We start from the raw sequence: 21,791 nt of genomic DNA, 5'->3' as shown, positions 1-21,791 counted from the left end.
CCTCTTATTTCATCGTGAAAATCATTCACGCGTCGGAGGTACATCTTACATTGCGCCAATCTTTGCAATTTATATGCCATAAAAATAACAGAGTGTTTTCAATGATATAGAGTTTTAGCTTTATCTCTCCAGGAAGAAGTTTTTCCTTGAAAAGGAATTAAACAGTAGCGGATTTAAGGGGGAGGATGTCAAAACTTCACCATGTAAAATGCATAGGATTTCATCGTGATTGACCACATCTGCCAACCTCCTTTGATTAAACAATGCATTTGCAGAAGTCAAAATTCGGCGCTGTTCAATCTATGCATTTCAGTATGTTGTAACTATATGGCGTAATTTTGATGAAGGGAGAATTTCAGAACTTTATCTTTGCTTATTTCAAACCACATCAATCAGTTATAGCCCTTTCGATATGGCGATTTCAGGCTGAAACCGCCCATGCCAAGGCACGGGCGGTACTTTTTTACCAGTGAGTCGCTTGCATATCGATAACGAAGCGATACTTCACATCGCCTTTCAGCATACGTGCAAAGGCCGTTTCAATCTCTTCACCGACAATCAGTTCGATATCGGCGGTAATGTTATGCTTGCCGCAGAAATCCAGCATTTCCTGGGTTTCCTGAATGCTGCCAATCGAAGAACCGCTGATGCTTAATCGACGATTTACCATTGGCGTCACGTTAGGCGACTGATGCGGTTGCTCCGGAATCCCCACTAATACTAAACGGCCGTTGGTTTTCAGCGTGGCGAGATAAGGATCGAGATCGTGTGGTGCAGAAACGCAGTCAACGATGAAATCCAGTGACGTCTGCGCGGCGGCCATCTGCTGCGCATCACGGGAAACGACGACGCGCTTCGCTCCTAAGCGCAATGCGTCCTCACCTTTAGCAGGCGAAGTAGTAAATAGCGTGACCTCTGCGCCCATCGCGCTCGCCAATTTAACCGCCATATGACCCAAGCCGCCCAAACCGACTACGCCAACTTTATCACCGGCTTTAACATTAAAGTGACGCAGCGGTGACCACACTGTTACACCGGCACACAGCAGCGGCGCAACGCCGGCTAACGGCAATGTCTGCGGTACCGAAACCACAAAATGCTGATCAACCACCACGTTTTGCGCATAACCGCCCCAGGTGCTATCGCCGGTGTATTTATCGATACCGTTGTAAGTCGCGACGAAACCGGATTCGCAATACTGCTCTTCTTTCTGCTGGCAGAAATGGCATTCACGACAGGAATCCACCATCACGCCCACGCCTACCACATCGCCGGCTTTAAAATTCGTCACATCAGTACCGGTTTCAACCACACGTCCGACGATTTCATGGCCCGGCACCAGCGGATAACGGCTTACTGCCCATTCGTTGCGTGCCATATGCAAATCGGAGTGGCATACGCCACAGTAGAGAATTTCAATTTTGACATCCTGCTGCTGCAGCGGACGCAGCGCAATCTGACTGGATGAGAGAGGTTTGGTCGCGTCGTGCGCCACTAATGCATTGATTTTCATACTGCCTCCAAAATGGGCTGGCGTTAGCTAACTGAAGGCGGCAGACTATAGTGAACATGGTGCAGAATTGATAGTAGTTACCATTTGGTAACCATACAGGAGGCGCATACGGTGCCCGCAATCGTTGACGGTAAACTATTTTTTTATGCGGATTCGCCGCCGCGACGCTTGATGGATCTGTTTTCTGTGAAATGGAGCAGCATGGTGCTGCATGCGTTGTATCACTGGCCGAATCACCGCGCACGCACCGGTGAGTTACAGCGCAGCCTGCAGGGGATATCGAAGAAGATGCTGTTTCAAACGTTGAAAGAGCTGGAGCAGCGCGGGCTGATCGCCCGCCATGTCTATGATGTGATACCGCCGAAAGTGGATTACCGCTTAACGCCGCTCGGCATGACGTTCGCGGCACCGATCGAGCAGATGTATCAGTGGGGACTGGAAAATCAGGCGGCGCTGGATGAAATGGAAACCTGCTATCGCCATGCTAAGGACGCGTCATCAGTCGAGCCACACAATCTCGATCGCGCTGCTGACGCGGATTAAATACCACCAGACTCAAGCCGGGTTTGCCCTCCACGGCAAAGGTGCTGTACTCCAGCTCCAGCACGCCTTCGTCCGGCAGCCACAACTGTTTGATGCCTTCGCCATGCTGGCTAACTTCCTGCGATTGCCATAGCTGGCGGAAGGTTTCGCTCATTTCGCTCAGCTCCTCTACCAGCGCGCGCACATGCTCGCTGGCACCGGTGCGCGCCACGTCCGCACGGAAATTGGCCACCATGCCGCGAGTGACCTGATGCCAATCGGGTAAACGTTTTTTCATCTCTTCGTTGCGGAACATCATCAGCAAAATGTTGCGCTGTTCCGGCGGCAACTCGGCGTAATCCACAAACACTTTGGTGGCGGCACGATTCCACGCCACCACTTGCCACTCAGCGGTCTTCACCAGCGCGGGCGTGTGTTCCATGCTGTCGAGCACGCGTTGCAGCGAAGCCGAAACGTTTACTCCGGCTTGCCAGGTCACGCCCGGCAGCCGGTTCTGCGCCAGCAAAAACAGGTGATCGCGCTCAGCAGCGCTCAATTCTAATGCTTTGGCCAGGCGTTCCAGCACCTCTTCGGAGGGCGCGCCACCTCTGCCCTGCTCCAGCCACGTGTACCATGTGGTACTGACGCAGGCGCGCACCGCCACTTCTTCCCGACGCAGGCCCGGCGTACGACGGCGGAGCAGCGTGTAACCGAGTTTCGCTGCATCCAGCCGCTGGCGGCGTTCACGCAGATAGTTGCCGAGCACATTGTCATCTTGCTGAGTCATGCCTTTATCCTGTTAGTGCGTATACCTGTATAAGCTCACGGCTTTTCGCCGCCACGCAGGCTTTTATGATAGTGCTTCAACTTTGAAAAAGTGGAGCACGATTATGCGAATTTTTGTGACTGGGGCGAGCGGATTTATTGGTTCCGCCATTGTGAAAAAACTGCAGGCACGAGGCGCTGAAGTGCTGGGTTTAGCACGCAGCGAAGCTTCAGCAGAGAAATTACATCAGCAAGGTGTGCAGGTAATACGCGGTGAGCTGGAAGATCTCGCCAGCTTACGCAGTGCGGTAGAGCAAAGCGACGGCGTCATTCATGCCGGATACATCCACGATTTTAGCCGCATGGATCATGCTGCCGAAGTCGATCAACGCGCTATTCTGGCAATGGGCGACGTGCTGGCTGGCTCCAACCGCCCGCTGATTGTCACCACCGGCACCGCGTTAGTCGCACCGGGACAACTCGCCACCGAACAGATTCGTCCGGCAGCGGGCGCACATCCACGGTCTAATTCTAACGTCGCCGCATTGGCGCTAGCCGATCGCGGTGTGCGCGTGGCGTTAGTTCGCTTGCCGCCGACGGTGCATGGTGCGGGCGACCATGGTTTTATCCCGATGATCATCAATATGGCGAAGGAAAAAGGCGCAGCGGTATATGTCGGCGAAGGAGAAAATCGTTGGCCTGCGGTGCATCGCGACGATGCCGCCGAGCTATTTTGCCTTGCCGCCGAACAGGCTGAACCGGGTGCCATTCTGCATGCCGTGCAGGAGGAAGGTATACCGTTTCGGCAGATTGCCGAAACTATCGGTGCAGGATTAGCGCTGCCGGTGAAGAGCCTGACGCTGGAAGAAGCCAAAACCTGGCTGGGCTGGATGGCTTTCTTTGCGTCGGCTGATAATCCTTCATCCAGTGCGTGGACGCGCCAGACATTTAACTGGCAGCCAAACGGACCGGGTTTACTGCAGGATATGCGTGAGGCGGGATATTTTAGTTAGCCTGTCTTAGGCATTGAAGCGGCGCAATTTATTGCGCCGCTTCAGGATGTGCAGTGAATGAACAGCATACTTAACTAAATGGCTCTTCGCGCGCCAGCAGGCGGGCTATCACATTCAGTGCGCCTTCATCATTATTGCCTTCGGTTCTGTAACGCGATACCGCGCTCACCGGTGCGGCGGCGTTAGCCATTGAGAAGCTATAACAGGCCTGACGCAGCATTTCGATGTCGTTGGCACTGTCACCAATCGCTACCACTTCACAATCATCAATACCCCATTTTTCCTGCAGCAATGCGATGCCGTGTGCTTTATGGCAGCCAGGAATGATCAGGTCGACAAAGCCAAATCCGCTGGAAACCGGATGCATAATGTTTTCAATCGCGCCCAGTTCGGCGTGCAGGCGCTCCATCAAAGCCTCTACGCCTTCATGCGCCAGATTCAGGGAAAACTTGAAGATGGTGTCATCGATATCGTAAAGATTGTCGCGCTTTTCCAGGCGATGGTAGTGATTCGCCAACATGCCAATCACCTCATCGGGCATCGATGTGTGCACATAGGCGCCGTTACGACCGCACACTACCGTGCTAATGTCCGGCTCTTTAGCCAAAATATCGAGGATTTGATGCACACGCTCCGGGGCCAGTTCGCCGCAGAAGATCTCTTCATTATTATCAGAAACCCAGGCGCCGTTTTCCGCTACAAAGGCGATCTCATCTTTGATATCAGGAAAATAGCGCTGCAGTTGATAATATTGATTGCCGCTGGCGACCACGAAACGAATGCCCTTCTCTTTCAACAGCGCATACTGACGCGCAAAGCGTTGCACGTTGTACTGTTTCTTGTCGTCGAGAAACGTTCCATCCATGTCCACTGCAATCATTTTCACTGCCATTTTGCTCTCCCGTATTTGCTCGCCATTGGCTTTAAAAAGGTCTTTGTTAAGCTTACTCGCGGTGTGGATTATTGAGAATGTGAATAATGAGTTTGATCACCGCTTTCAGAGATTTCCAGTCCATCTTTTACTGTAAGTCAGCGCCTTTTTCTCTGATCCAGGCACAGAACATCTCCGCCATGTCATGTGCATAGGCTTTAATCTCAGCGGCCGTGCGCGGCGATTCGGAAAAATGTTTACCCACATTGCCTAGCGTGCTGTTGATCAAATCGGCGGCACGCGCCCGATCTTCCTCCTCCGAATGCGGCAGCAGTTCAAGCAGGAAATCACTGATAACGTTCTCGCCGGCGGCTTGTGCTTCCTGAACTTCCGGGGCATCGCGATAGAGCGGCGCGGCATCATTAAGCGCCGTGCGCATCGCAGCTTCTTCACATTCCGATTGCAAAAAAGCCAGAGTGAGATCGTGCAAACGCTGGCGCGGTGTAGCAGCGCTATTGCGCAAGATCGCGCCTAATAGATTGCCGGTGCGCTGCCACTCTTCGCTTTGTAATCTGAAAAGAATAGCTGCCTTATTGGGAAAATATTGGTAAAGCGAGCCAATACTTACGCCCGCGCGCTCCGCCACGCGCGCGGTGGTAAAACGCGTGGCGCCTTCCTGCTCTAAAACCTGAGTAGCGGCTTGTAAAATAGCCGAAACCAACTCGCTGGAGCGCGCTTGCTTAGGCCGTTTTCTCTCAGAAATCTTAGCGTTACGTCTTTCCGTCATCAGTAACTCCAGAACACGAATAGTGAAATGCGAATGATTCATCGTATTCTGTTCGCACAGCTTAATCCACTTTTTGATATACGGAAAAAACCATGAACACCTTAACTTCCGCGCCATTAGCCCCGCTGCTGAACTACCTGTTTGAGCTCGCCGATAATATGGCCCATCCCACTAATGAAGCGTTTAGAACGATGTCTGACGCAGAGCAAAATCGCCTGCTGCGTAGCAAAACTGATTACATCGAACTCTATGCTCACCTGAAAGATGTGCCGCTGGCGATATCGCGCGAAACCGGCAAGTTGCTCTATATGCTAGCGCGCAGCAGCAGAGCAAAAACGATCATCGAGTTTGGCACCTCTTTTGGTATTTCCACGCTGCACTTAGCTGCAGCGCTACGTGATAACGGCGGCGGCAACATCATCACCTGCGAATTCGAGCCGGGAAAAGTGGCTCTGGCGCGCAATCATTTCGCTGATGCGGGCGTCAGTGACCTGATTGAAGTGCGCGTGGGTGATGCGTTAGCCACCTTGAGCAGTAATTTACCTGCATCCATCGATATGCTGGTGCTGGATGGCGCGAAAGCGATCTATCCGGAGATTCTGGCGTTAGTGCAACCGTATTTGCGTCCCGGTGCGCTGATCGTTGCGGATGATGCCGACTTCAGCCCGGAATATCTCGAGCTGGTGCATGGCAGTGGAGAATTTATCTCGCTGCCGTTTAATGATGGCGTGGAAGTGTCAATGTGGTTGGGGAAGCCGTAGGGAGGCTGGCAAGCCTCCCGCAGAGGTAACGTATTAATTAAACCACGGCTGGAACGGGTCAGGGAGTTCTACCCAACGATCCGGCCCAGACGCCATCTCGTCATCGGTTAACAGCGCATTTTCCAGCTTGTCGCGCAGCACCGCTTCATCCATATCGATACCGATAAATACCAGTTCCTGGCGCGCATCACCGCTACCATCAACCCAGTTATCGAGAATGTACTGCAGGTTTTCTTCGTCCTGTGGCCAGCGCTCTTTCGGCACGCTGGCCCACCACATCCCCGCTAAGCCCTGACGTGACACACCACCCGCTTGTGACCATGAACCGGCATGACGTGGACGACTGGCGAGCCAGAAATATCCTTTGGAGCGCACCACGCCGTTGAGCTCGTTTTCAATTACCTGGGAAAAGCGCACTGGATGAAAAGGACGGCGCGCACGAAAGACAAAATTGTGAATGCCATACTCTTCGGTTTCCGGCGTGTGTTCGCCACGCAGCTCCTGCAGCCAGCCTGGCGCCTGCGCCGCAGCGTCAAAATCGAATAATCCGGTGTTGAGTACCTGGTCCAGCTCCACTTTGCCATATGCAGAGGTGATGATATTGGCGCGCGGGTTGAGTGAGGTCAGAATCGCCATCAGACGCTCCTTTTCTGCCTCGTTTATTAGATCCGTTTTATTCAGGATCAGCACGTCGCAGAATTCGATTTGATCGACCAGCAGATCCACCACCGTGCGCTCATCTTCTGCACCTAGCGACTCACCACGTGACTGAATACTTTCATTTGATTCATAGTCGCGCAGGAAATTGAAGCCATCGACCACCGTCACCATGGTGTCGAGCGACGCCACTGCAGACAAACTCTGCCCTTCTTCATCGGCGAAGGTAAAGGTTTCGGCTACCGGCAGCGGTTCGGAAATCCCGGTGGATTCAATCACCAGGTTATCGAAACGCCCCTCCTTTGCCAGACGGTTCACCTCCAGCAGCAAATCTTCACGCAGCGTGCAGCAGATGCAGCCATTGCTCATTTCCACTAGCTTCTCGTCGGTACGCGATAGCTCCGCCCCGCCGTCGCGCACCAGCGCAGCATCAATATTCACCTCGGACATATCGTTGACGATCACCGCCACGCGAAGGCCTTCGCGGTTATTGAGAATGTGGTTGAGCAGCGTGGTTTTACCCGCGCCGAGGAAACCGGAAAGCACGGTGACCGGCAGTTTTTTGTATTCGCGGGATGGATGGTTTTTTGCAGACATGACAACTCCTTCAAAAGACAAAGTTCACAACATGGAAAGACAAAGGTGCTGATGTTTTAGTTATGTTATAACATAACAATTAATATTGTCATTGAGGAATGTGGGTTGATTGCGGATAGCCGCTATAAACCAGAGTGGGAGAGGTAAGGTGCGCATTGTGCGCACCTGGCAAACGAAGATTACTGATTGTTGGGGTAGCTCAGGTCAATCGCGTCATCCGGCAAGGTGGTGAAGGTTTTCACAAGGGTGCGGAAATCTGCGGTCGGTGTCAGGTCGGCAAACTGCTGCGGATAAAGATCTTTCGCCAGAATTTCCATGCCAATGATGTTGTACGGGTGATTATAGAAGTGGTGATAAACGCCATATACGCGCCCTTCTTTCACCGGTTCGATCTGCGCTAAACCGGTGCGCTTCAAAAGCGTCTGGAAGGTTGCTTTAACTTCTTGCGGCTGGACGCCATAACCAAACGGCAGCACGTTGGCATTCGGACGCTTAGAACCGGTCATGATGTAAACATCAGGTTTCATAGCAATGATCTTTTCCAGTGCCACAAACCCAGCATTACCTGGCAGCAACTCCGATCCAATATTCTTCCCGCCCACCGCTTCCACCAGTCCACCCCAGCCGTTGTGGCTGTGCGTGAAGCAGCAGTTATCGCTATTACCGGCGATCGGTTCGATGAAAACGGTCGGCTTGTTTTTCACTTCAGCCACGCCTTTGCTAATGCGTGCAAATTTTTGCTGGTAGAAATCTTTGTAGGCGGCAGCCTGGCTTTCGCGATTCAACACTTTACCCAGCAGCGTGACGCTCGGCGCAGTGTTCTGTGCCGGGTGCAGTTCGTAATCAACAAACACCACAGGAATATGCAGATTATTCAAGGTGCCGAGCACGCCAGACTGCTGTAATGCCGGTTTGGCGCGCAGCTGCGCAATCATCAGGTCCGGCTTCTGCGCCAGTACGCTTTCAAGGTCGACCTGGCCTTGATCGTTAAAGCCCATATCAACAATTTTGGTTGCTTCCGGCCAGCGCCCTTTCAGCACATTCCAGAATTGCGTGTCCTGCTTTTTCGGCAAGTTGTTCCACGCCACCACGCGCTTAAACGGATCGTCCCGATCGAGCAGCGCCAGCGTTAGGATGTCGCGCCCGTCCTGCAAGATGATGTGCTGTGGCTCTTTGCTGATAGTTTGCGTGTTGCCGTCCATATCGGTGACGGTGAGCGGATAGGTGGTGGCGGCAGCCGCCGTTGAAGCCAGTAACCCCATTGCCAAAAGCAGGCGCGTATTCATGCCAAAACTCCGTGGTAAGAAGAATAGTTATTATTATCAATTACCTTAACACAACCTTAAGTGACGGAAATAAACGCCACTTCAATCAGTTGTAACGGAGTTTTGCATTTGGCTGGCTAGGTGAAATCTGACAGCTTTTGCCCTGAAGTGATCAATTCCTGTAGCAGCATCTGACGCCGTTCCCGCGGCGTATCGCGACTAACCATAAAGCAGATCGCCGCCACCGCCTGGCCGCTGCGCGAACGGATAGGCGCCGCCATGCAGCAGGTGAAGCTCTCGGACAACCCTTCTGTCATGCAGTAGCCGAGTTTACCGGCATGATGGATTTCATCGAGAAACGCCTGTTTGTCGAGAATCTGACCGCTGGCCAGACGATAATCCTCTTCGGGGATCAGCTCCAGGATTGCGCTATCTGACCAATTACTTAGCAGCAAACGGCCCGTTGCCGTCCAGGTAATCGGCACGCGCACGCCAATATCAGAGGTGATTTTAAATGGATGCGCATTACTTTCAGAAAGTACCACAGTGTATTTGTTGCCTTCCAGCATACAGAGCTGAACGGTTTCACCGTGTCGCGCCACAATCTCCACCATCAGCTGATGTGCCCGGCGAATCAGATCATTGTGCGCCATATAATCCGCACCGTAGTAGTGCATCTCCCGGCCAAAAAACACCGCGCCCTCTGCATCCAGCTCAACTAAACCGGCTTCACTCAGCAGGCTGACTAATTCATAAATGCTGGATCGCGGCGCACCTGTCGCTTCGATCAGATCGCGCATTGACATCGGTTGGCGAGCGCTATGCAACTGCCGAAATATATCGATAACCCGGTCAACGCCGCGCGCCCGCGAGGGTTTTTCATCCGGCATACACTCACTCTCCTGTTGCACTGATACCAATAGTTAAGGCGATAAAAGAAAAACATCATACACCGCACACCTGCTTTTACCCATCCCGGATTAAATAAAAATTAATTATGACCACTTTATTAATGCGTTCAGTTTTGGGGCCTCATTATGGCGCATTGCATCTCTACGATTTTTATAAAATCACGATAGCCATCACACTATAATTTTTAATTCTTACTCACAGAGTTTTATTTTGCGATCCCGACGGCATCACAAAAAATTAAATAGCCTTTCACATATTGCAAATGAAAACGTCCTGTGCAAATCTTGCCCTATCCGGTATTGCAGATAACAGTCTGATATACCAGACAACACAGAATGCGCGTCCATGCGCAAAAAGGAGCAGAAGGGAATGACGATTAAACGTTATGGCGTTGAAGGCGGAACAGGAACCGGCGGGCAAAAATTACCGTTCGCTCGGGCAGTTGAGGCTGATGGCTGGCTCTATATCTCCGGCCAAACCCCGATGCGCGACGGTGAAGTGGTAGAAGGCGGCATCATCGAACAGACGCAGCTAGCCTTCGAGAACTGCCTGACCATCATGCGCGAAGCCGGTTACCGTGTAGAAGATGTGGTACACGTTACTGCCGTATTAACCGACGCACGCTATTTCAGTTCATTCAATAAAGTGTTCAGTGAGATATTCAGTGGCAATCCGCCAGCGCGTATTTGTAGCGTGCAGGATTTGGTCGTCGACTGCAAAGTTGAAGTAGATATGAAATGTTTCCGCGCCGACCGTAAATAATTATTACCGTTAAATCAGGCTGGCGAAATTTTACTTTCCGCGGTCACACCAGGACAGCCTGTTATTAATTGATGCCTTTCTATTTTGCTGTTGAATAACGGCAATAAGCCGTCTCGTCAAAATTTTTTAAGAGAGCATAGATATGAAAACAACATCGCTAAAAACAGGCGTCAAGGCGGTAGCCAGTGCGCTGGTATTACTGACTGTGGCGGGTTGTACGCCAACGGAAGAAAAAAAAGAAGCCGGTGCGGCACCGCAATCGGCCCTGCAAAGCGTATTGCAGCGTGGCACCTTGCGCGTGGGTGATTGCCTGAGCTTCGCACCGTTTGGTTTTTACGATAAAGACGGCAACCCGGATGGCTACGATGTTGACCTTGCCAAAGCGCTGGCCAAAGAGATGGGCGTGAAGCTGGAAATGGTCAATACCACCAGCGCCAACCGTATTCCTAATCTGCAAACCAATAAAGTGGATGTCGTGTTCTGTAATTTCACTCGCAATCTGGAGCGCGCCAAAGAGATTGGTTTCACCCATCCGTATGTGGTGGCCAGTGAAGCGATGCTGGTACGCAAAAATAGCGGCATTCAATCGGCCCACGACATGGGCGGCAAAACCATTGCCACAGTGAAAGGCTCGACCAACGGCGACGAAGTGCGCAACCTGGGTATCGACGTGAAGATTCAGGAATATGACTCATCGCAGGCGGCGATTCTCGCGGTGAAGAAGGGCCAGGCCGATGCGATGATCGAGGATAACAACTTCCTCGCCTATCAGGCCAAGCTCGACCCCACCTTAACCGTCACCAACGAAGCGCTGGTCCCGCTGGAGTACAACGCTTTCGGCGTGAAACAGGGTGACCAGGTGTGGACCAACTATCTAAACGAATTCCTGTTTGAAATTAACGCCTCTGGCGAAAACGCCCAGCTGTATCAGAAATGGTTTGGTAACAAACCGCGCTACCCGCTGAATCCGCAATTTTGATGGCACGCGGCGCGGCAGTTGATGCTGCGCCGCCCCAAGGAGCAGAACCATGAGTTATCAATGGCTAACCCTGTGGCGCTATGCCGACACCTTCTTCGAAGCCGCATGGCTGACCCTGCAGGTGACGCTGCTGGCGTTCGGGCTGGCGGTCGTTCTCGGCTTGCTGTCTGCGCTGGCAAAATCGTCGCCGCTGGCGCCGCTGCGCTGGCTCAGCCACTGCTATGTGGAGTTCATCCGTAATACACCGGTGCTATTGCAGATTTTCATCATCTTCTTTGGCCTGCCTTCGCTCGGCATCACCATGAGCGCGTTTACCGCAGGTGTACTGGCGCTGGGGATAAACGTCGGTGCGTATCTCTCCGAAACCTTCCGTGCGGGTATTCAGTCGGTGCCGAAAGGCCAGCTCGAAGCCGCATGGGTGCTGGGTATTCCGCGTCGTCAGGTGTTTGTCACCGTCGTGCTGCCACAGGCGGCCCGCGCGGTGTGGCCGGCCATCATCAACAACCTGATTCAACTACTGCTCGGCACCTCACTTTTGTCAGCGATTGCGCTGCCAGAACTGACCGGCACCGCCACGGTAATCAACGCACGGACGCTGCTGTATATCCAAACCTTCAGCGTGGTTGCGCTGGTCTATCTGGTGTTGAGTAATTTGTTCTCATGGTTGGGCACGGTTGCAGGACGGCGCATGTTCCACCCGCCGCTGGTGACACCAGTAAAAAAGTCCGCCTGGTGGTGGGCAAGAAAATGGCTGACTAATCCGATGAAGCGGGAGAACGCGCTATGAATGACCTCATTTTCAGTTCGTTACCGATTCTGTTGAAAGGATTGGGTATCACGCTACTGCTGTCCTTCGCCGCAATTATTGGCAGTACGCTACTCGGCCTACTGGCTGCGGTGCTGCGCACCAGCCGCTTGCCGGTTGCCAAACAAATCGCTGTTATCTACACCGAACTGTTTCGCGGTACGCCGGTGCTGATCACGCTGATGTTCATCTACTTCGGTGTGGCCTATTTTGGCTATGACATCAACCTGTTTGCCGCCGGGATTCTGGGCCTGAGCATCTATCAAGGCGCGTATATCGCCGAAGTATTTCGTGCCGGCATTGAAGCGGTGCCGAAAGGCCAGTGGGAAGTGTCATGGATTCTTGGGCTGTCAAAGCGCCAGACGTTTATCAACGTCATCCTGCCGCAAACGCGCGGCATCGTGCTGCCGCCGCTGGCGGGTCAATATCTTTCGCTGATTAAAGACACCTCGATTGTCAGCATGATCGGCATGTCCGAACTGATGCATCAGGGCCAGGCGATTGTCGATCGTATCGGCCAGCCGGTGGTGGTTTATGGCCTGGTGGCCCTGCTCTATTTCGCCATCTGCTTCCCGCTTTCCCGTTGGGTACAACATCATCAAACCAGGAGCCAAATTTCATGAGCAAATCCGCCATTACGCTGAGCCGGATCACCAAATCTTTTGGCTCAACCCAGGTATTGAAAGAGATCAGCCTTGATGTTTCGCCGGGAGAAGTGCTGGTGCTGATTGGCGCCTCCGGTTCCGGCAAAAGTACCGTACTGCGTATTATGAGCGGGCTGGAAGTGGCCGACGGCGGCGAAGTTTGGGTTAACGCAGTGCCGCTGCACGAACGCAAGCGTGCCAGCGAAATCTGCGGTCACGTCGGCATGGTGTTCCAGCAGTTCAATCTCTTCCCGCATAAAACCGCGCTCGGCAACGTCACGCTGGCGCTGATCAAAGCGCAAAAGCTGTCAGAAGCCGAAGCCAACAAACGCGGTATGGCTGCGTTGACGCGCGTTGGGCTCGCTGAACGCGCGCATCACTATCCGGCACAACTCTCCGGCGGGCAGCAGCAGCGCGTAGCGATTGCCCGCGCGCTGGCGGTGGAGCCGAAAATCATGTTCTTCGATGAAGCCACCTCGGCATTGGATCCGGAATTGGTGGGTGAAGTGATGGAAGTGATGCGCAGCCTGGCGCGCGAAGGCATGACGATGGTGGTGGTCACGCACGAAATGGGCTTTGCGCGTAAAACCGCCGACCGCGTGGTGTTTATGGATCAAGGCGTGATTGCTGAACAGGGTTCGCCCGAGCAGATTTTCGTTAATCCGGAGAATCCGCGCACCCAGCAGTTTTTGTCCCGCGTACTTGAGCATTAAGGAGGAGCTATGTCGATTCGTTTTCCACTGCAGGCAGAAGGTTTGCTCGATGCACAACAGCCCGCCCCCCGTTTTAAATCGGTAGCCGGCGCCGGCGATACGCCGCTGGCTCTCGGTACAGCGGTGCTGAGCAGCGATGCGGTATTTTCTCCGCTGATGATCATGAAGCAGTCAGCGCTGGAGAATAATCTGCGTCAGCTGGCGGCCTTCTGCCGCGAAAACGGTGTGCTGCTGGCTGCACACGGTAAAACCTCGATGTCTCCGGCCATTCTACGCCGCGCTATCACCGAAGGCGGCGCCTGGGGTTTGGGGGCGGCAACGCCGGCGCAGGTGCGTGCACTGCGGCAGTTCGGCATTCGAAATGTGTTTCTTGCCAATCAATTGGTCGATCCGGCGGGCATTCGCTGGATCGCGCAGTGGCAACGGCAGCATCCCGATCACGGTTTCCTCTGCTACGTCGATTCACTGCAAGGCGTAAAACTGCTGGCACAACATCTTGGCGATAGCCAGATCTCGGTACTGCTGGAGATGTCAGTCAGCGGCGGGCGTACCGGTTGCCGTTCCCCGCAGGACGCGGTGGCGATCGCAAAAGCCATCGCCGCCTGCCCTGCGCTCAAGCTGGTTGGCGTAGCCGGTTATGAAGGCGCGCTGGGCGCAGGGCGCGATGCGGCAGGTATTCAGCGAGTCAAAGATTACTGCCAGATGATGATCGCTACTGCAGAACTGCTGGCCGAAAAGCAGCTATTTAGCAGCGATCATATTATTCTCAGCGCCGGTGGCGGTGCCTGGTTTGATGTGGTGACAGCGTGTTTTACTGCCGCCAAACTGCCGCTGCCGATGACGCCGCTGATTCGCTCCGGTGCTTATATGGCGCACGATAGCGGACTGTACGCACGCATTGCACCCTTTGCCCAGCCGGGCGCAAGCCATCATTTTGACGCTGCGCTCGAGATTTGGGGCCGCGTGTTATCACGTCCCGAACCGGGATTAGCCTTCGTGGATTTTGGTCGTCGCGATGTGCCTTTCGACCAGGATTTACCCAATCCTTTATGGATCCGGAATGCCGATGGCAGTGCACCGCGCGCGGCGACTCACCTGCGCATCAGCGACGTTAACGATCAACACGCGTATTTACTGCTGCCAGACGACGAAAAGCTGCAAGTCGGCGATTGGGTAGGCTGCGGTATTTCGCATCCGTGCACTGCCTTCGATAAATGGCGCTATCTGCCGCTGGTGGATGATGATTATTGCGTCACAGATTCACTGGAAACAGCATTTTGAGGAGATTGATCGGTAGTTAACCAGGTCGCCATGAATCGCCTGCTACCGATCAGTGAAGCGCCGCATCAACACACCGCACATTGCGTAGCGGCGCGATTAATCGCGCAATGAATGGCGCCGCTACAATGTGTGCGCTCGATAGGGGTTTTCATCTCTAACTGACAAGCATTACGCCATGAATGACGACCCTACGATAGCGCCAGCTTTACCGCATCTTCAGCATGAATCAACGTGGTATCAAACAGCGGCACGCTGGCATCTTCGGGCTTCACCAACAGGGTGATTTCAGTGCATCCGAGAATGATGGCTTCGGCACCTTGCACCACCAGCCCAGCGATAATCTCGCGATAACGCGCCCGCGATTCGTTGCGGATCACGCCAAGACACAGCTCCTGATAGATGATGTCGTGCACCACTTTGCGTTCTGCTGCTTCAGGCACCAACACCTCAATTCCCGAGCGATGAAGCCGACCTTTGTAGAATTCCTGCTCCATGGTGAACGCTGTCGCCAGCAAACCCACCTTTTTCACACCAACCTGCCGAATACGCTGCGCCGTAGCATCAGCGATATGCAGCAGCGGAATATTCACCGCATCTGTAATCTGCTGCGCCACTTTGTGCATAGTATTGGTGCAAAGCACGATGAAATCCGCCCCGCCCTTCTCAAGGCTAATGGCGGCAGCTGCCAGAATTTCACCCGCCTTTTGCCATTCACCCGCGGCCTGCAACTTTTCGATCTCATGGAAATCGACGCTGTACATCAGGCTGCGTGCAGAGTGCAAACCGCCCAACTGCTGTTTTACCTGTTCATTGATAATGCGGTAATAGAGCGCGGTAGATTCCCAGCTCATCCCGCCAATTAATCCGATCACTTTCATCTGCTTAACTCCGTTTTAAACATCCTGCTCAGCACTGTACGGGATTTCCGGCCAGCGCGCTGAGGGAAACAGCGATAGGCGGATATTGAACAGGTGGAACATCGGCGCAAACAGCGAATTCTCCTGCATTGCCGCCGCCTCCAGCCGCAGTAGCAGCGTATTCAATTCCGCCAGTAATTCTGGTTGTGGCACGCTTTGTAACGACTTCAGCCGACGTTTAAGAAACTGGCTTAATTCATGAAACATCGCCGCACTCTCAATGTGATGCGCAAGTAATAGCTCGCGATGACGTGTGTAATAGTCATAGCAGTTCGCCCCCAACCAGGCTTCAGCAATCAGATTGCCACCAGAGATCAGCTCCGGTACCGGATCGACACGTTTACGCGGCAGGATAATGTTGACCTTATCCAGCGTGCGCGAGACAAACTGCTGCCGCGCTGTCAGCGTGACGCTGTTTAGACGTACCGTGGCGATAAAGTGCAGCAGCTCGCGTATACCTTTGCGCACCGCGCGTTTTGCGGTCCACGACGGACGCTTGTTGCGGATCAGCGCCGTAATCACCACCGCGAAAGCGATGCCCACCAGCGTCGAGAGAATAGCGTTCACTATAAGCTGTAGATCGGGTTTGAAATTGTGACTCATGCCAATCAAGCCTGGAATTTGCGTGGCGACAATCAAACCAATCAGGTTGGTCGACGGATTGGCGATTACCAAGCCCAGCGCCAGCAAACCCGGCGCAAGGCAGATCACCAGCGCTTCGAAGGTGACCGCCTGCGGAATCAGCAGGGTGATGTAGAGAAGGCTGATGACCACCGAGATCAACACACCTTTAAGGAACAACTTCATCGGCGCAATCGGACTGTCCATTCCGGCAAAGAAGGAACAGAGCACGGCCGCCATCATCGGCGCGGTGGCACCATCAACCCAGCCGCTACCAATCCAGAATACGCAGGTCACAAACGTGGCGATAAAGGCGGTAAACGACGACAGCAACAGCAAGCCTTTATCAACGTGTTTGTGCGCGCGCGCCATTTTTCCGGCTTTCACCGCTGGCGTCCACTCACTTACGCGCTCGCTGACGCTTTGATAGGCATCGACAATGCGCACAAAATTGAGCAAGCGCTCCAGCAAACCCATCAGCAGAATGCTCTCTTCGCTGTTGAGCCTGCCCTGTTGCCATGCCTGCTTCAGCTGCTGTTGCGCGCCAGTCAGCTTATCGCGCACCGGCAGCTGATCCTCGCCATTTAGCCACAGCAAGAACTGTTGGAACACCTCGGCGATGTAGTCAGGAAAGCGGATTTGCTGCTGTGCCAGCAGATTGAGGCGCGATTCAATCGCTGTCAGCGTAGGAATGAAATACGACAGGTGCTGATACTGTACGCTGACTAAGCGCACCAGCCGCCGAGCCGCATCGCCTTCATAGACACAATGGGTAATTAACGTTTCGACATTCAGCGGATAATTGGCCATCTGCACCAGAATATCTTCGCGCTCGACTGACTTATCGGCCGGCATCACCGTGACCAGTTCGCTGCACAGCTTGCGCGCGTTCTGAAACCACAGGTTGACGCTCTGCTCTAACAAATTGCGCATCGAAACCGGCCAAAGCAGCCGATGCACCAGGCTGCTACAAATGATCGCCACGGTGATCTCTTCAATACGGGAAATCACCGTGTAGGTGATGGCCGAGGGCGACACCACGTCGGGAAAGCCCATGATCGCCGCGCTATAGCCTGCCAGCATAAACACATAGCTTTTCGGCGTGCGGTCGTGCAGTGAAAGATAGAGGCAAACCGCCACCCACAGCGAGATACACAGGCTAAATAGCAGCGGATCCTGCACCGTAGCGGGATAGATCAACAGGGTAAACAGCCCGCCCAGCACGGTGCCGAAGAAGCGGAAAATCGATTTCGATACTGTCGACCCCGAATAAAGCTGTGAGGCAACGTACACTGTAGTCAGTGACCAGGCCGGTTTATCGAGATTGAGTTCCAGAGCGATATAAAAAGCCAGAAAGGCAGCAAGACAGGTTTTGGCAGAGAACAGCACTGCGCTTCGTGAAAACCACTTCATAGAACAAGTAACACCTTATGCAGGCAGCGGAATTACTTATCCTGACAGAAGCTTATCGCAATGGCATTTTGATTTGTTATACAAATTATTACCGTGCTAATTATATGGGCATCTATGGAAATATCTGCGCCTTGTTGCGTGGAATACTGATTGCAGTGAATGATCTGGATCACATAAAAATCAGTTATAAGCGATCGAAATTAGTTATTTATTGGTTATATAAGGCCTTTGCTAAGGTGGCAAAAAAACCACGAGAGAAACATCATGAAAGTAAAACTTCCTGTCCTGAGCGCATTAGCCCTCAGCGTTGGCCTGCTCTCCGCACACGCCTTTGCCGCTAAGCCAGAAACCGTCACTATCGGCTATCAAAAAGCCAATATCTTTGCCTTGCTGAAATATCGCGGCACGCTGGATGAAACCTTTAAAAAAGAAGGCATCAATATTCGTTGGGTAGAATTCCCGGCGGGTCCGCAGATGCTGGAAGGATTAAACGTGGGCAGCATTGATTTGGCCGCTACCGGCGATGCCCCACCCGCTTTCGCTCAGGCAGCCAAAGCCGACTTAATCTATCTTGGCCATTCACCCGCCAACCCTAAAACCGAAGCCATTGTGGTGCCAAAAGATTCATCGATTAAAACCGTTGCCGATTTAAAAGGTAAACGTGTTGGCCTGAATAAAGGCTCCGACGTGAACTATCTGCTGGTGAAAGCATTAGAAGATGCTGGACTGAATTATAAGGATGTCACGCCAGTTTATCTGCCGCCAGCCGATGCCCGCGCGGCGTTTCAGAAAGGTGCGATTGATGCATGGGTAATCTGGGATCCGTACCTTGCAGAAGTGGAAGCGAACGCCGATGCGCGTGAAATCCGCAACGCCGAAGGGTTAGTCCCGCATTACACCTTCTATCTTGCCAGCCGTCCGTTTGCCGAAGGCCATCCTGATACCGCGAAGCAAGTGGTGGACGAGCTCAGCAAACTCAGCGATTGGGCGAATAAGAACCAGGACGAAGCCGCTGCCATTCTGTCGAAATCAACCGGCCTGGATAAAGCCATCTGGCAAACCACCATCAAACGTCTGCCTTACGGCGCATCGCGCATGACACCGCAGGTATTTGCTGAGCAGCAGGCATTAGCCGACACCTTTACGCGTGTAGGCTTGTTGCCGGTAAAAGTGGATGTACGCAGCGCGACCTGGTCGCTGGATAAGAAGTAAGTGATCACAAACTAGCTGGTCGCCATGTGTGGCGGCCCTGCGGTTATTGAGCGAGGTTTTCGTAGGGTGCGCATTTATGCGCACCCGCTGTTATCAGCCCTCTCCGCGACCAATCTGCCAGACGCTGGTGGGTGCAGCGCCATTCACTTTCCAGTTGCCGATATCGCGCGCCTTGTATACCACCGGATTGTGTGACGATACGGTACGCGCGTTGCGCCAGTGGCGATCCAGCGCTTTGCTGACGCGGGTATCGGATGCACCCAAAGCGTTAAACAGCTCAGTTGCCGCGCGCGTCACCCATTCACTGGCGATGACTTGCGCCTGGCTCGCTTCGGCTTCGGCCAGCACATTCGCCGCCGCAATCTGCGCTTCATCGCTGCTCACATGCGCAACATATGCTGATTGCAGTGAATGTGTCGCGCGGATCACTGTGGCTTCAACCGCAAACGCCAGGCTGGTGATTTCACCGATCACCTGCAGAATCTGCGCATCCTGACGCGCGACACCGCCGTTGCCGTGGCTATAAACCCGTTGACGTGCAGCCACTGCCTGCGCACCGTCCCGCGCCACCGCGCGTCCAATCCCTGCCAGCGTCGCGAGCAATACATGCTGATAGAACGCGGTCTGATAGCGAAAACGCGTGGCGAAATCGTAAACGTGTTCCTGTTCGACATGGGCATGGTCAAAACGCGTGGTGCCGCTGCCAGTTAAGCGCTGGCCAAAACCGTCCCAGTCGTCCTCACGCGTCACGCCGGGTTGGTGAGTGTTCACCAGAGCGATAACATCTCCCTGATTATCGTTGCGGCGCGCATAGACATCAATCCAGTCGGCGAACAAGGCGCCGGTGCTATAAAACTTCTCGCCATTCAACGTCCAACCCGCAGCGCCAGGCGTCACGCGGGTGTTCACCTCGCCCAGTTTTACTGTGCCAATTTCCGTCCAGCCGCTGCCCACCAGCTCGCCATCAATAAAGCGGCGGAACCAGCGATCGCGTTCCGGGCTGGCAGGCTGATTAAGCCGATCCTCGACAAAGGCAAAATGCGCACGCAGCGCCTGCGGCAGATTGGAGTCCGCTTCCGCCAACTCAGTTAACAATTGAAACAGCTGCGGCAGTGATGCGCCCCAACCGCCCTGGTCTTTTGGAATACGCACGGTGCCGAATCCTGCTTCTTTCAGCCAGCTAATCGGCTGATGCGGCAGCCTGCGTTCACGCTCGCGCGCCACCGCCCCTTCGGCGATGCGTGCAAACACCGGACGGAAATGCGCAGCCAGCGCGTCATAATCGGTTCCTGTTGCAAGTAAGCTCATGGTTCACTCCTGATGTGAAAGTTCGTCAATGTCATGGCGCGTTGGCTCGTAGCGCACCGCCAGCAGGAAGAAGATGGGAATGATTGCCGCCAGCGACACCACCCAAAACATATTGGTGCCTAGCGCCGCTTGCAGCATCGGCAGGATGAACAGCGCCAGCGCGCTACCAATGCCGGAGAGCGCACGGCTAAAGCCCACGCCGGTGGCGCGAATAGAGGTTGGATAAGAGAGCGCCGGATACACCATCAGCTGTGCGCCCGGACCAAAACCTTCGGCAAACAGCCATAGGCCCAGCATCAGCACGGCGAAGACAATCCCGGCAATCGCTTCTGGATGGCCAATCAATGCCAGCGCAATCAACGCAAAGAATTGCAGCGCGAAACCCGTAATCGCCACATGACGAGAGGGATATTTCCACGCCAGACGCATGCCGAGCAGTCCGCCGGTAAAGGCAAACAGCGCATTAAGGCCGAGCGATGCCGAGATGGTTTCGAACACGCCCGCCCCCAGGAACTGCGCCAGAATTGACGGCAGGAAGAAGGCAATCGCGGTGTATTCAAAAGAGATGCAGATGTTCATCACGCCCGCCACGATGGTGCGTTCGCGCCACGGTTTCTGGAACAGCACGCGGAAGCTCACTTTTGGCGCAGCTGCAGTAGGCGGCGCTTCTGGTTCGGCTTCATGCACATGAATGCCGTAAGAATCGCGCAGGATGCGCACCGCCGATTTGAGATCGCCCTGATTAGCTGCCCACAGCGGCGATTCGTTCATAAATTTGCTGCGCACCGCAATAATCAGCAGCGCTGGCACCGCACCAAACAGCAGTGATGCGCGCCACAGCCAGTCAAGATGCTCTTTTGGCAGCAGGAAATAGAGCGCGAAGATCAGCAGGAAGCACAGCGTTGATGCCGCGTACCACATTGGGCACCATGCGGCGAGTCGCGCCGCTTTGTTGCCTTTACCGGCGAATTTGGAGAACTCCGCCAGGTACGACATCGCCACCGGCAGATCGATTCCGACGCCAACGCCCATCAGGAAGCGCGCACCAATCAGCACCCAGACGTTTGGCGCTAATCCTGCCGCAATCGCCGAGACGACAAAGAACAGCATGTCGGCCATAAACACCGAATAGCGGCCATATTTATCCGTCAGCCAGCCGCCGACCAGATTGCCGACGATGGTGCCGACCATAATCGATGACGTTACCAACCCGGTGAGAAGCGGCGAGAGTTGAAACTCGCGCACCACATCATCAATGCCGTAAGAAAGCGTGGTGAGATCGTAGGCGTCAAGAAACACGCCCCCAAGCGCGAGGAACACAATCATGCGCGCGTAGTTATTGGTTTTACTGCGGGTGTTGATCAGTCTTGCCACGTCACTGACCGAACGCACCGGTTCAGAAACCGGTAAGGTGTTTTCTAAAGGAAGAGAACTCATAACGCCTCACGTTGTTGTTTTGTAGTGCAGGAGAGG

General features: G+C 53.8%; 21 protein-coding genes. 10 read left to right on the top strand and 11 right to left on the bottom strand.

Annotated elements, in window-relative coordinates; translation table 11 throughout:
- Nucleotides 1-463: 463 nt before the first annotated feature.
- Complete coding sequence (locus AC790_RS21585) at nucleotides 464-1,513, bottom strand: NAD(P)-dependent alcohol dehydrogenase (protein WP_049853137.1); 1,050 nt, start codon at nucleotides 1,511-1,513, stop codon at nucleotides 464-466.
- 111 nt (nucleotides 1,514-1,624) lie between these two features.
- On the opposite strand from AC790_RS21585, the gene AC790_RS21580 reads away from it, so the two are divergent.
- Nucleotides 1,625-2,056, top strand: coding sequence for a helix-turn-helix domain-containing protein (locus AC790_RS21580; RefSeq protein ID WP_049853136.1), 432 nt, complete (start codon nucleotides 1,625-1,627; stop codon nucleotides 2,054-2,056).
- On the opposite strand, the gene AC790_RS21575 is transcribed toward AC790_RS21580, so the two are convergent.
- Complete coding sequence (locus AC790_RS21575) at nucleotides 1,998-2,822, bottom strand: helix-turn-helix transcriptional regulator (protein WP_049853135.1); 825 nt, start codon at nucleotides 2,820-2,822, stop codon at nucleotides 1,998-2,000. The two genes, AC790_RS21580 and AC790_RS21575, sit on opposite strands and share 59 nt — an antisense overlap.
- A 103-nt stretch (nucleotides 2,823-2,925) precedes the next feature.
- Here AC790_RS21575 and AC790_RS21570 point away from each other — a divergent pair, with 103 nt between their 5' ends.
- Complete coding sequence (locus tag AC790_RS21570) at nucleotides 2,926-3,813, top strand: SDR family oxidoreductase (protein WP_049853134.1); 888 nt, start codon at nucleotides 2,926-2,928, stop codon at nucleotides 3,811-3,813.
- Nucleotides 3,814-3,883: 70 nt separating this feature from the next.
- Here the strand turns inward: AC790_RS21570 and AC790_RS21565 are convergent, their stop codons facing one another.
- A complete protein-coding gene (locus tag AC790_RS21565) occupies nucleotides 3,884-4,705 on the bottom strand; it encodes a Cof-type HAD-IIB family hydrolase (RefSeq protein WP_049853133.1) in 822 nt (273 codons plus the stop codon).
- Nucleotides 4,706-4,832: 127 nt separating this feature from the next.
- Nucleotides 4,833-5,471 (bottom strand): TetR family transcriptional regulator, encoded by a 639-nt coding sequence (locus tag AC790_RS21560; protein ID WP_049853132.1) that lies wholly within the window; start codon nucleotides 5,469-5,471, stop codon nucleotides 4,833-4,835.
- 92 nt (nucleotides 5,472-5,563) lie between these two features.
- On the opposite strand from AC790_RS21560, the gene AC790_RS21555 reads away from it, so the two are divergent.
- Nucleotides 5,564-6,232 (top strand): O-methyltransferase, encoded by a 669-nt coding sequence (locus tag AC790_RS21555; protein WP_049853131.1) that lies wholly within the window; start codon nucleotides 5,564-5,566, stop codon nucleotides 6,230-6,232.
- Nucleotides 6,233-6,265: 33 nt separating this feature from the next.
- Here AC790_RS21555 and zigA read toward each other — a convergent pair whose 3' ends face one another.
- The 3 genes from zigA to AC790_RS21540 all read right to left on the bottom strand — a co-directional run bounded on the left by zigA (nucleotide 6,266) and on the right by AC790_RS21540 (nucleotide 9,641).
- Nucleotides 6,266-7,486, bottom strand: coding sequence for a zinc metallochaperone GTPase ZigA (gene zigA, locus AC790_RS21550; protein ID WP_049853130.1), 1,221 nt, complete (start codon nucleotides 7,484-7,486; stop codon nucleotides 6,266-6,268).
- 179 nt (nucleotides 7,487-7,665) lie between these two features.
- On the bottom strand, nucleotides 7,666-8,772 hold the full coding sequence (locus tag AC790_RS21545) for an ABC transporter substrate-binding protein (RefSeq protein ID WP_049853129.1): 1,107 nt from the start codon (nucleotides 8,770-8,772) through the stop codon (nucleotides 7,666-7,668).
- A gap of 116 nt (nucleotides 8,773-8,888) precedes the next feature.
- On the bottom strand, nucleotides 8,889-9,641 hold the full coding sequence (locus AC790_RS21540) for an IclR family transcriptional regulator (protein WP_049853128.1): 753 nt from the start codon (nucleotides 9,639-9,641) through the stop codon (nucleotides 8,889-8,891).
- Between the two features lie 391 nt (nucleotides 9,642-10,032).
- Between AC790_RS21540 and AC790_RS21535 the strand changes: the two genes are divergently transcribed.
- From AC790_RS21535 to AC790_RS21510, 6 genes are all read left to right on the top strand, one after another.
- Nucleotides 10,033-10,425, top strand: a complete 393-nt coding sequence (locus tag AC790_RS21535; protein WP_008109150.1) for a RidA family protein — start codon at nucleotides 10,033-10,035, stop codon at nucleotides 10,423-10,425.
- Between the two features lie 142 nt (nucleotides 10,426-10,567).
- The gene (locus AC790_RS21530) at nucleotides 10,568-11,404 is read left to right on the top strand and encodes a transporter substrate-binding domain-containing protein (RefSeq protein ID WP_049853127.1); all 837 of its coding nucleotides are present in this window, start codon (nucleotides 10,568-10,570) and stop codon (nucleotides 11,402-11,404) included.
- A 49-nt stretch (nucleotides 11,405-11,453) separates the two neighbouring features.
- On the top strand, nucleotides 11,454-12,191 hold the full coding sequence (locus AC790_RS21525) for an amino acid ABC transporter permease (RefSeq protein ID WP_049853126.1): 738 nt from the start codon (nucleotides 11,454-11,456) through the stop codon (nucleotides 12,189-12,191).
- On the top strand, nucleotides 12,188-12,832 hold the full coding sequence (locus AC790_RS21520) for an amino acid ABC transporter permease (protein ID WP_049853125.1): 645 nt from the start codon (nucleotides 12,188-12,190) through the stop codon (nucleotides 12,830-12,832). Before AC790_RS21525 ends, AC790_RS21520 begins: the two co-directional genes overlap by 4 nt.
- Nucleotides 12,829-13,566 (top strand): amino acid ABC transporter ATP-binding protein, encoded by a 738-nt coding sequence (locus AC790_RS21515; RefSeq protein WP_049853124.1) that lies wholly within the window; start codon nucleotides 12,829-12,831, stop codon nucleotides 13,564-13,566. Before AC790_RS21520 ends, AC790_RS21515 begins: the two co-directional genes overlap by 4 nt.
- Before the next feature lie 9 nt (nucleotides 13,567-13,575).
- Nucleotides 13,576-14,847: an alanine racemase gene (locus AC790_RS21510; RefSeq protein WP_049853123.1), complete on the top strand. Its 1,272-nt coding sequence runs from the start codon at nucleotides 13,576-13,578 to the stop codon at nucleotides 14,845-14,847.
- A gap of 188 nt (nucleotides 14,848-15,035) precedes the next feature.
- Here AC790_RS21510 and AC790_RS21505 read toward each other — a convergent pair whose 3' ends face one another.
- Both AC790_RS21505 and AC790_RS21500 read right to left on the bottom strand, forming a co-directional pair.
- Nucleotides 15,036-15,725 (bottom strand): aspartate/glutamate racemase family protein, encoded by a 690-nt coding sequence (locus tag AC790_RS21505; protein ID WP_049853122.1) that lies wholly within the window; start codon nucleotides 15,723-15,725, stop codon nucleotides 15,036-15,038.
- A gap of 15 nt (nucleotides 15,726-15,740) precedes the next feature.
- On the bottom strand, nucleotides 15,741-17,798 hold the full coding sequence (locus tag AC790_RS21500) for an FUSC family protein (RefSeq protein WP_049853121.1): 2,058 nt from the start codon (nucleotides 17,796-17,798) through the stop codon (nucleotides 15,741-15,743).
- 264 nt (nucleotides 17,799-18,062) lie between these two features.
- On the opposite strand from AC790_RS21500, the gene AC790_RS21495 reads away from it, so the two are divergent.
- Complete coding sequence (locus tag AC790_RS21495; RefSeq protein ID WP_049853120.1) at nucleotides 18,063-19,010, top strand: sulfonate ABC transporter substrate-binding protein; 948 nt, start codon at nucleotides 18,063-18,065, stop codon at nucleotides 19,008-19,010.
- A 93-nt stretch (nucleotides 19,011-19,103) separates the two neighbouring features.
- On the opposite strand, the gene AC790_RS21490 is transcribed toward AC790_RS21495, so the two are convergent.
- Both AC790_RS21490 and AC790_RS21485 read right to left on the bottom strand, forming a co-directional pair.
- On the bottom strand, nucleotides 19,104-20,318 hold the full coding sequence (locus tag AC790_RS21490; RefSeq protein WP_049853119.1) for an acyl-CoA dehydrogenase family protein: 1,215 nt from the start codon (nucleotides 20,316-20,318) through the stop codon (nucleotides 19,104-19,106).
- A gap of 3 nt (nucleotides 20,319-20,321) precedes the next feature.
- Nucleotides 20,322-21,755, bottom strand: coding sequence for an MFS transporter (locus tag AC790_RS21485; RefSeq protein WP_049853118.1), 1,434 nt, complete (start codon nucleotides 21,753-21,755; stop codon nucleotides 20,322-20,324).
- Between the last annotated feature and the right edge of the window lie 36 nt (nucleotides 21,756-21,791).

The organism is Pantoea sp. RIT-PI-b (assembly GCF_001187905.1).
Taxonomy (GTDB): Bacteria; Pseudomonadota; Gammaproteobacteria; order Enterobacterales; family Enterobacteriaceae; genus Pantoea; species Pantoea nemavictus.
Note: the sequence above shows the minus strand (reverse complement) of the source record. Positions and strands in the feature narration are given on the sequence as shown.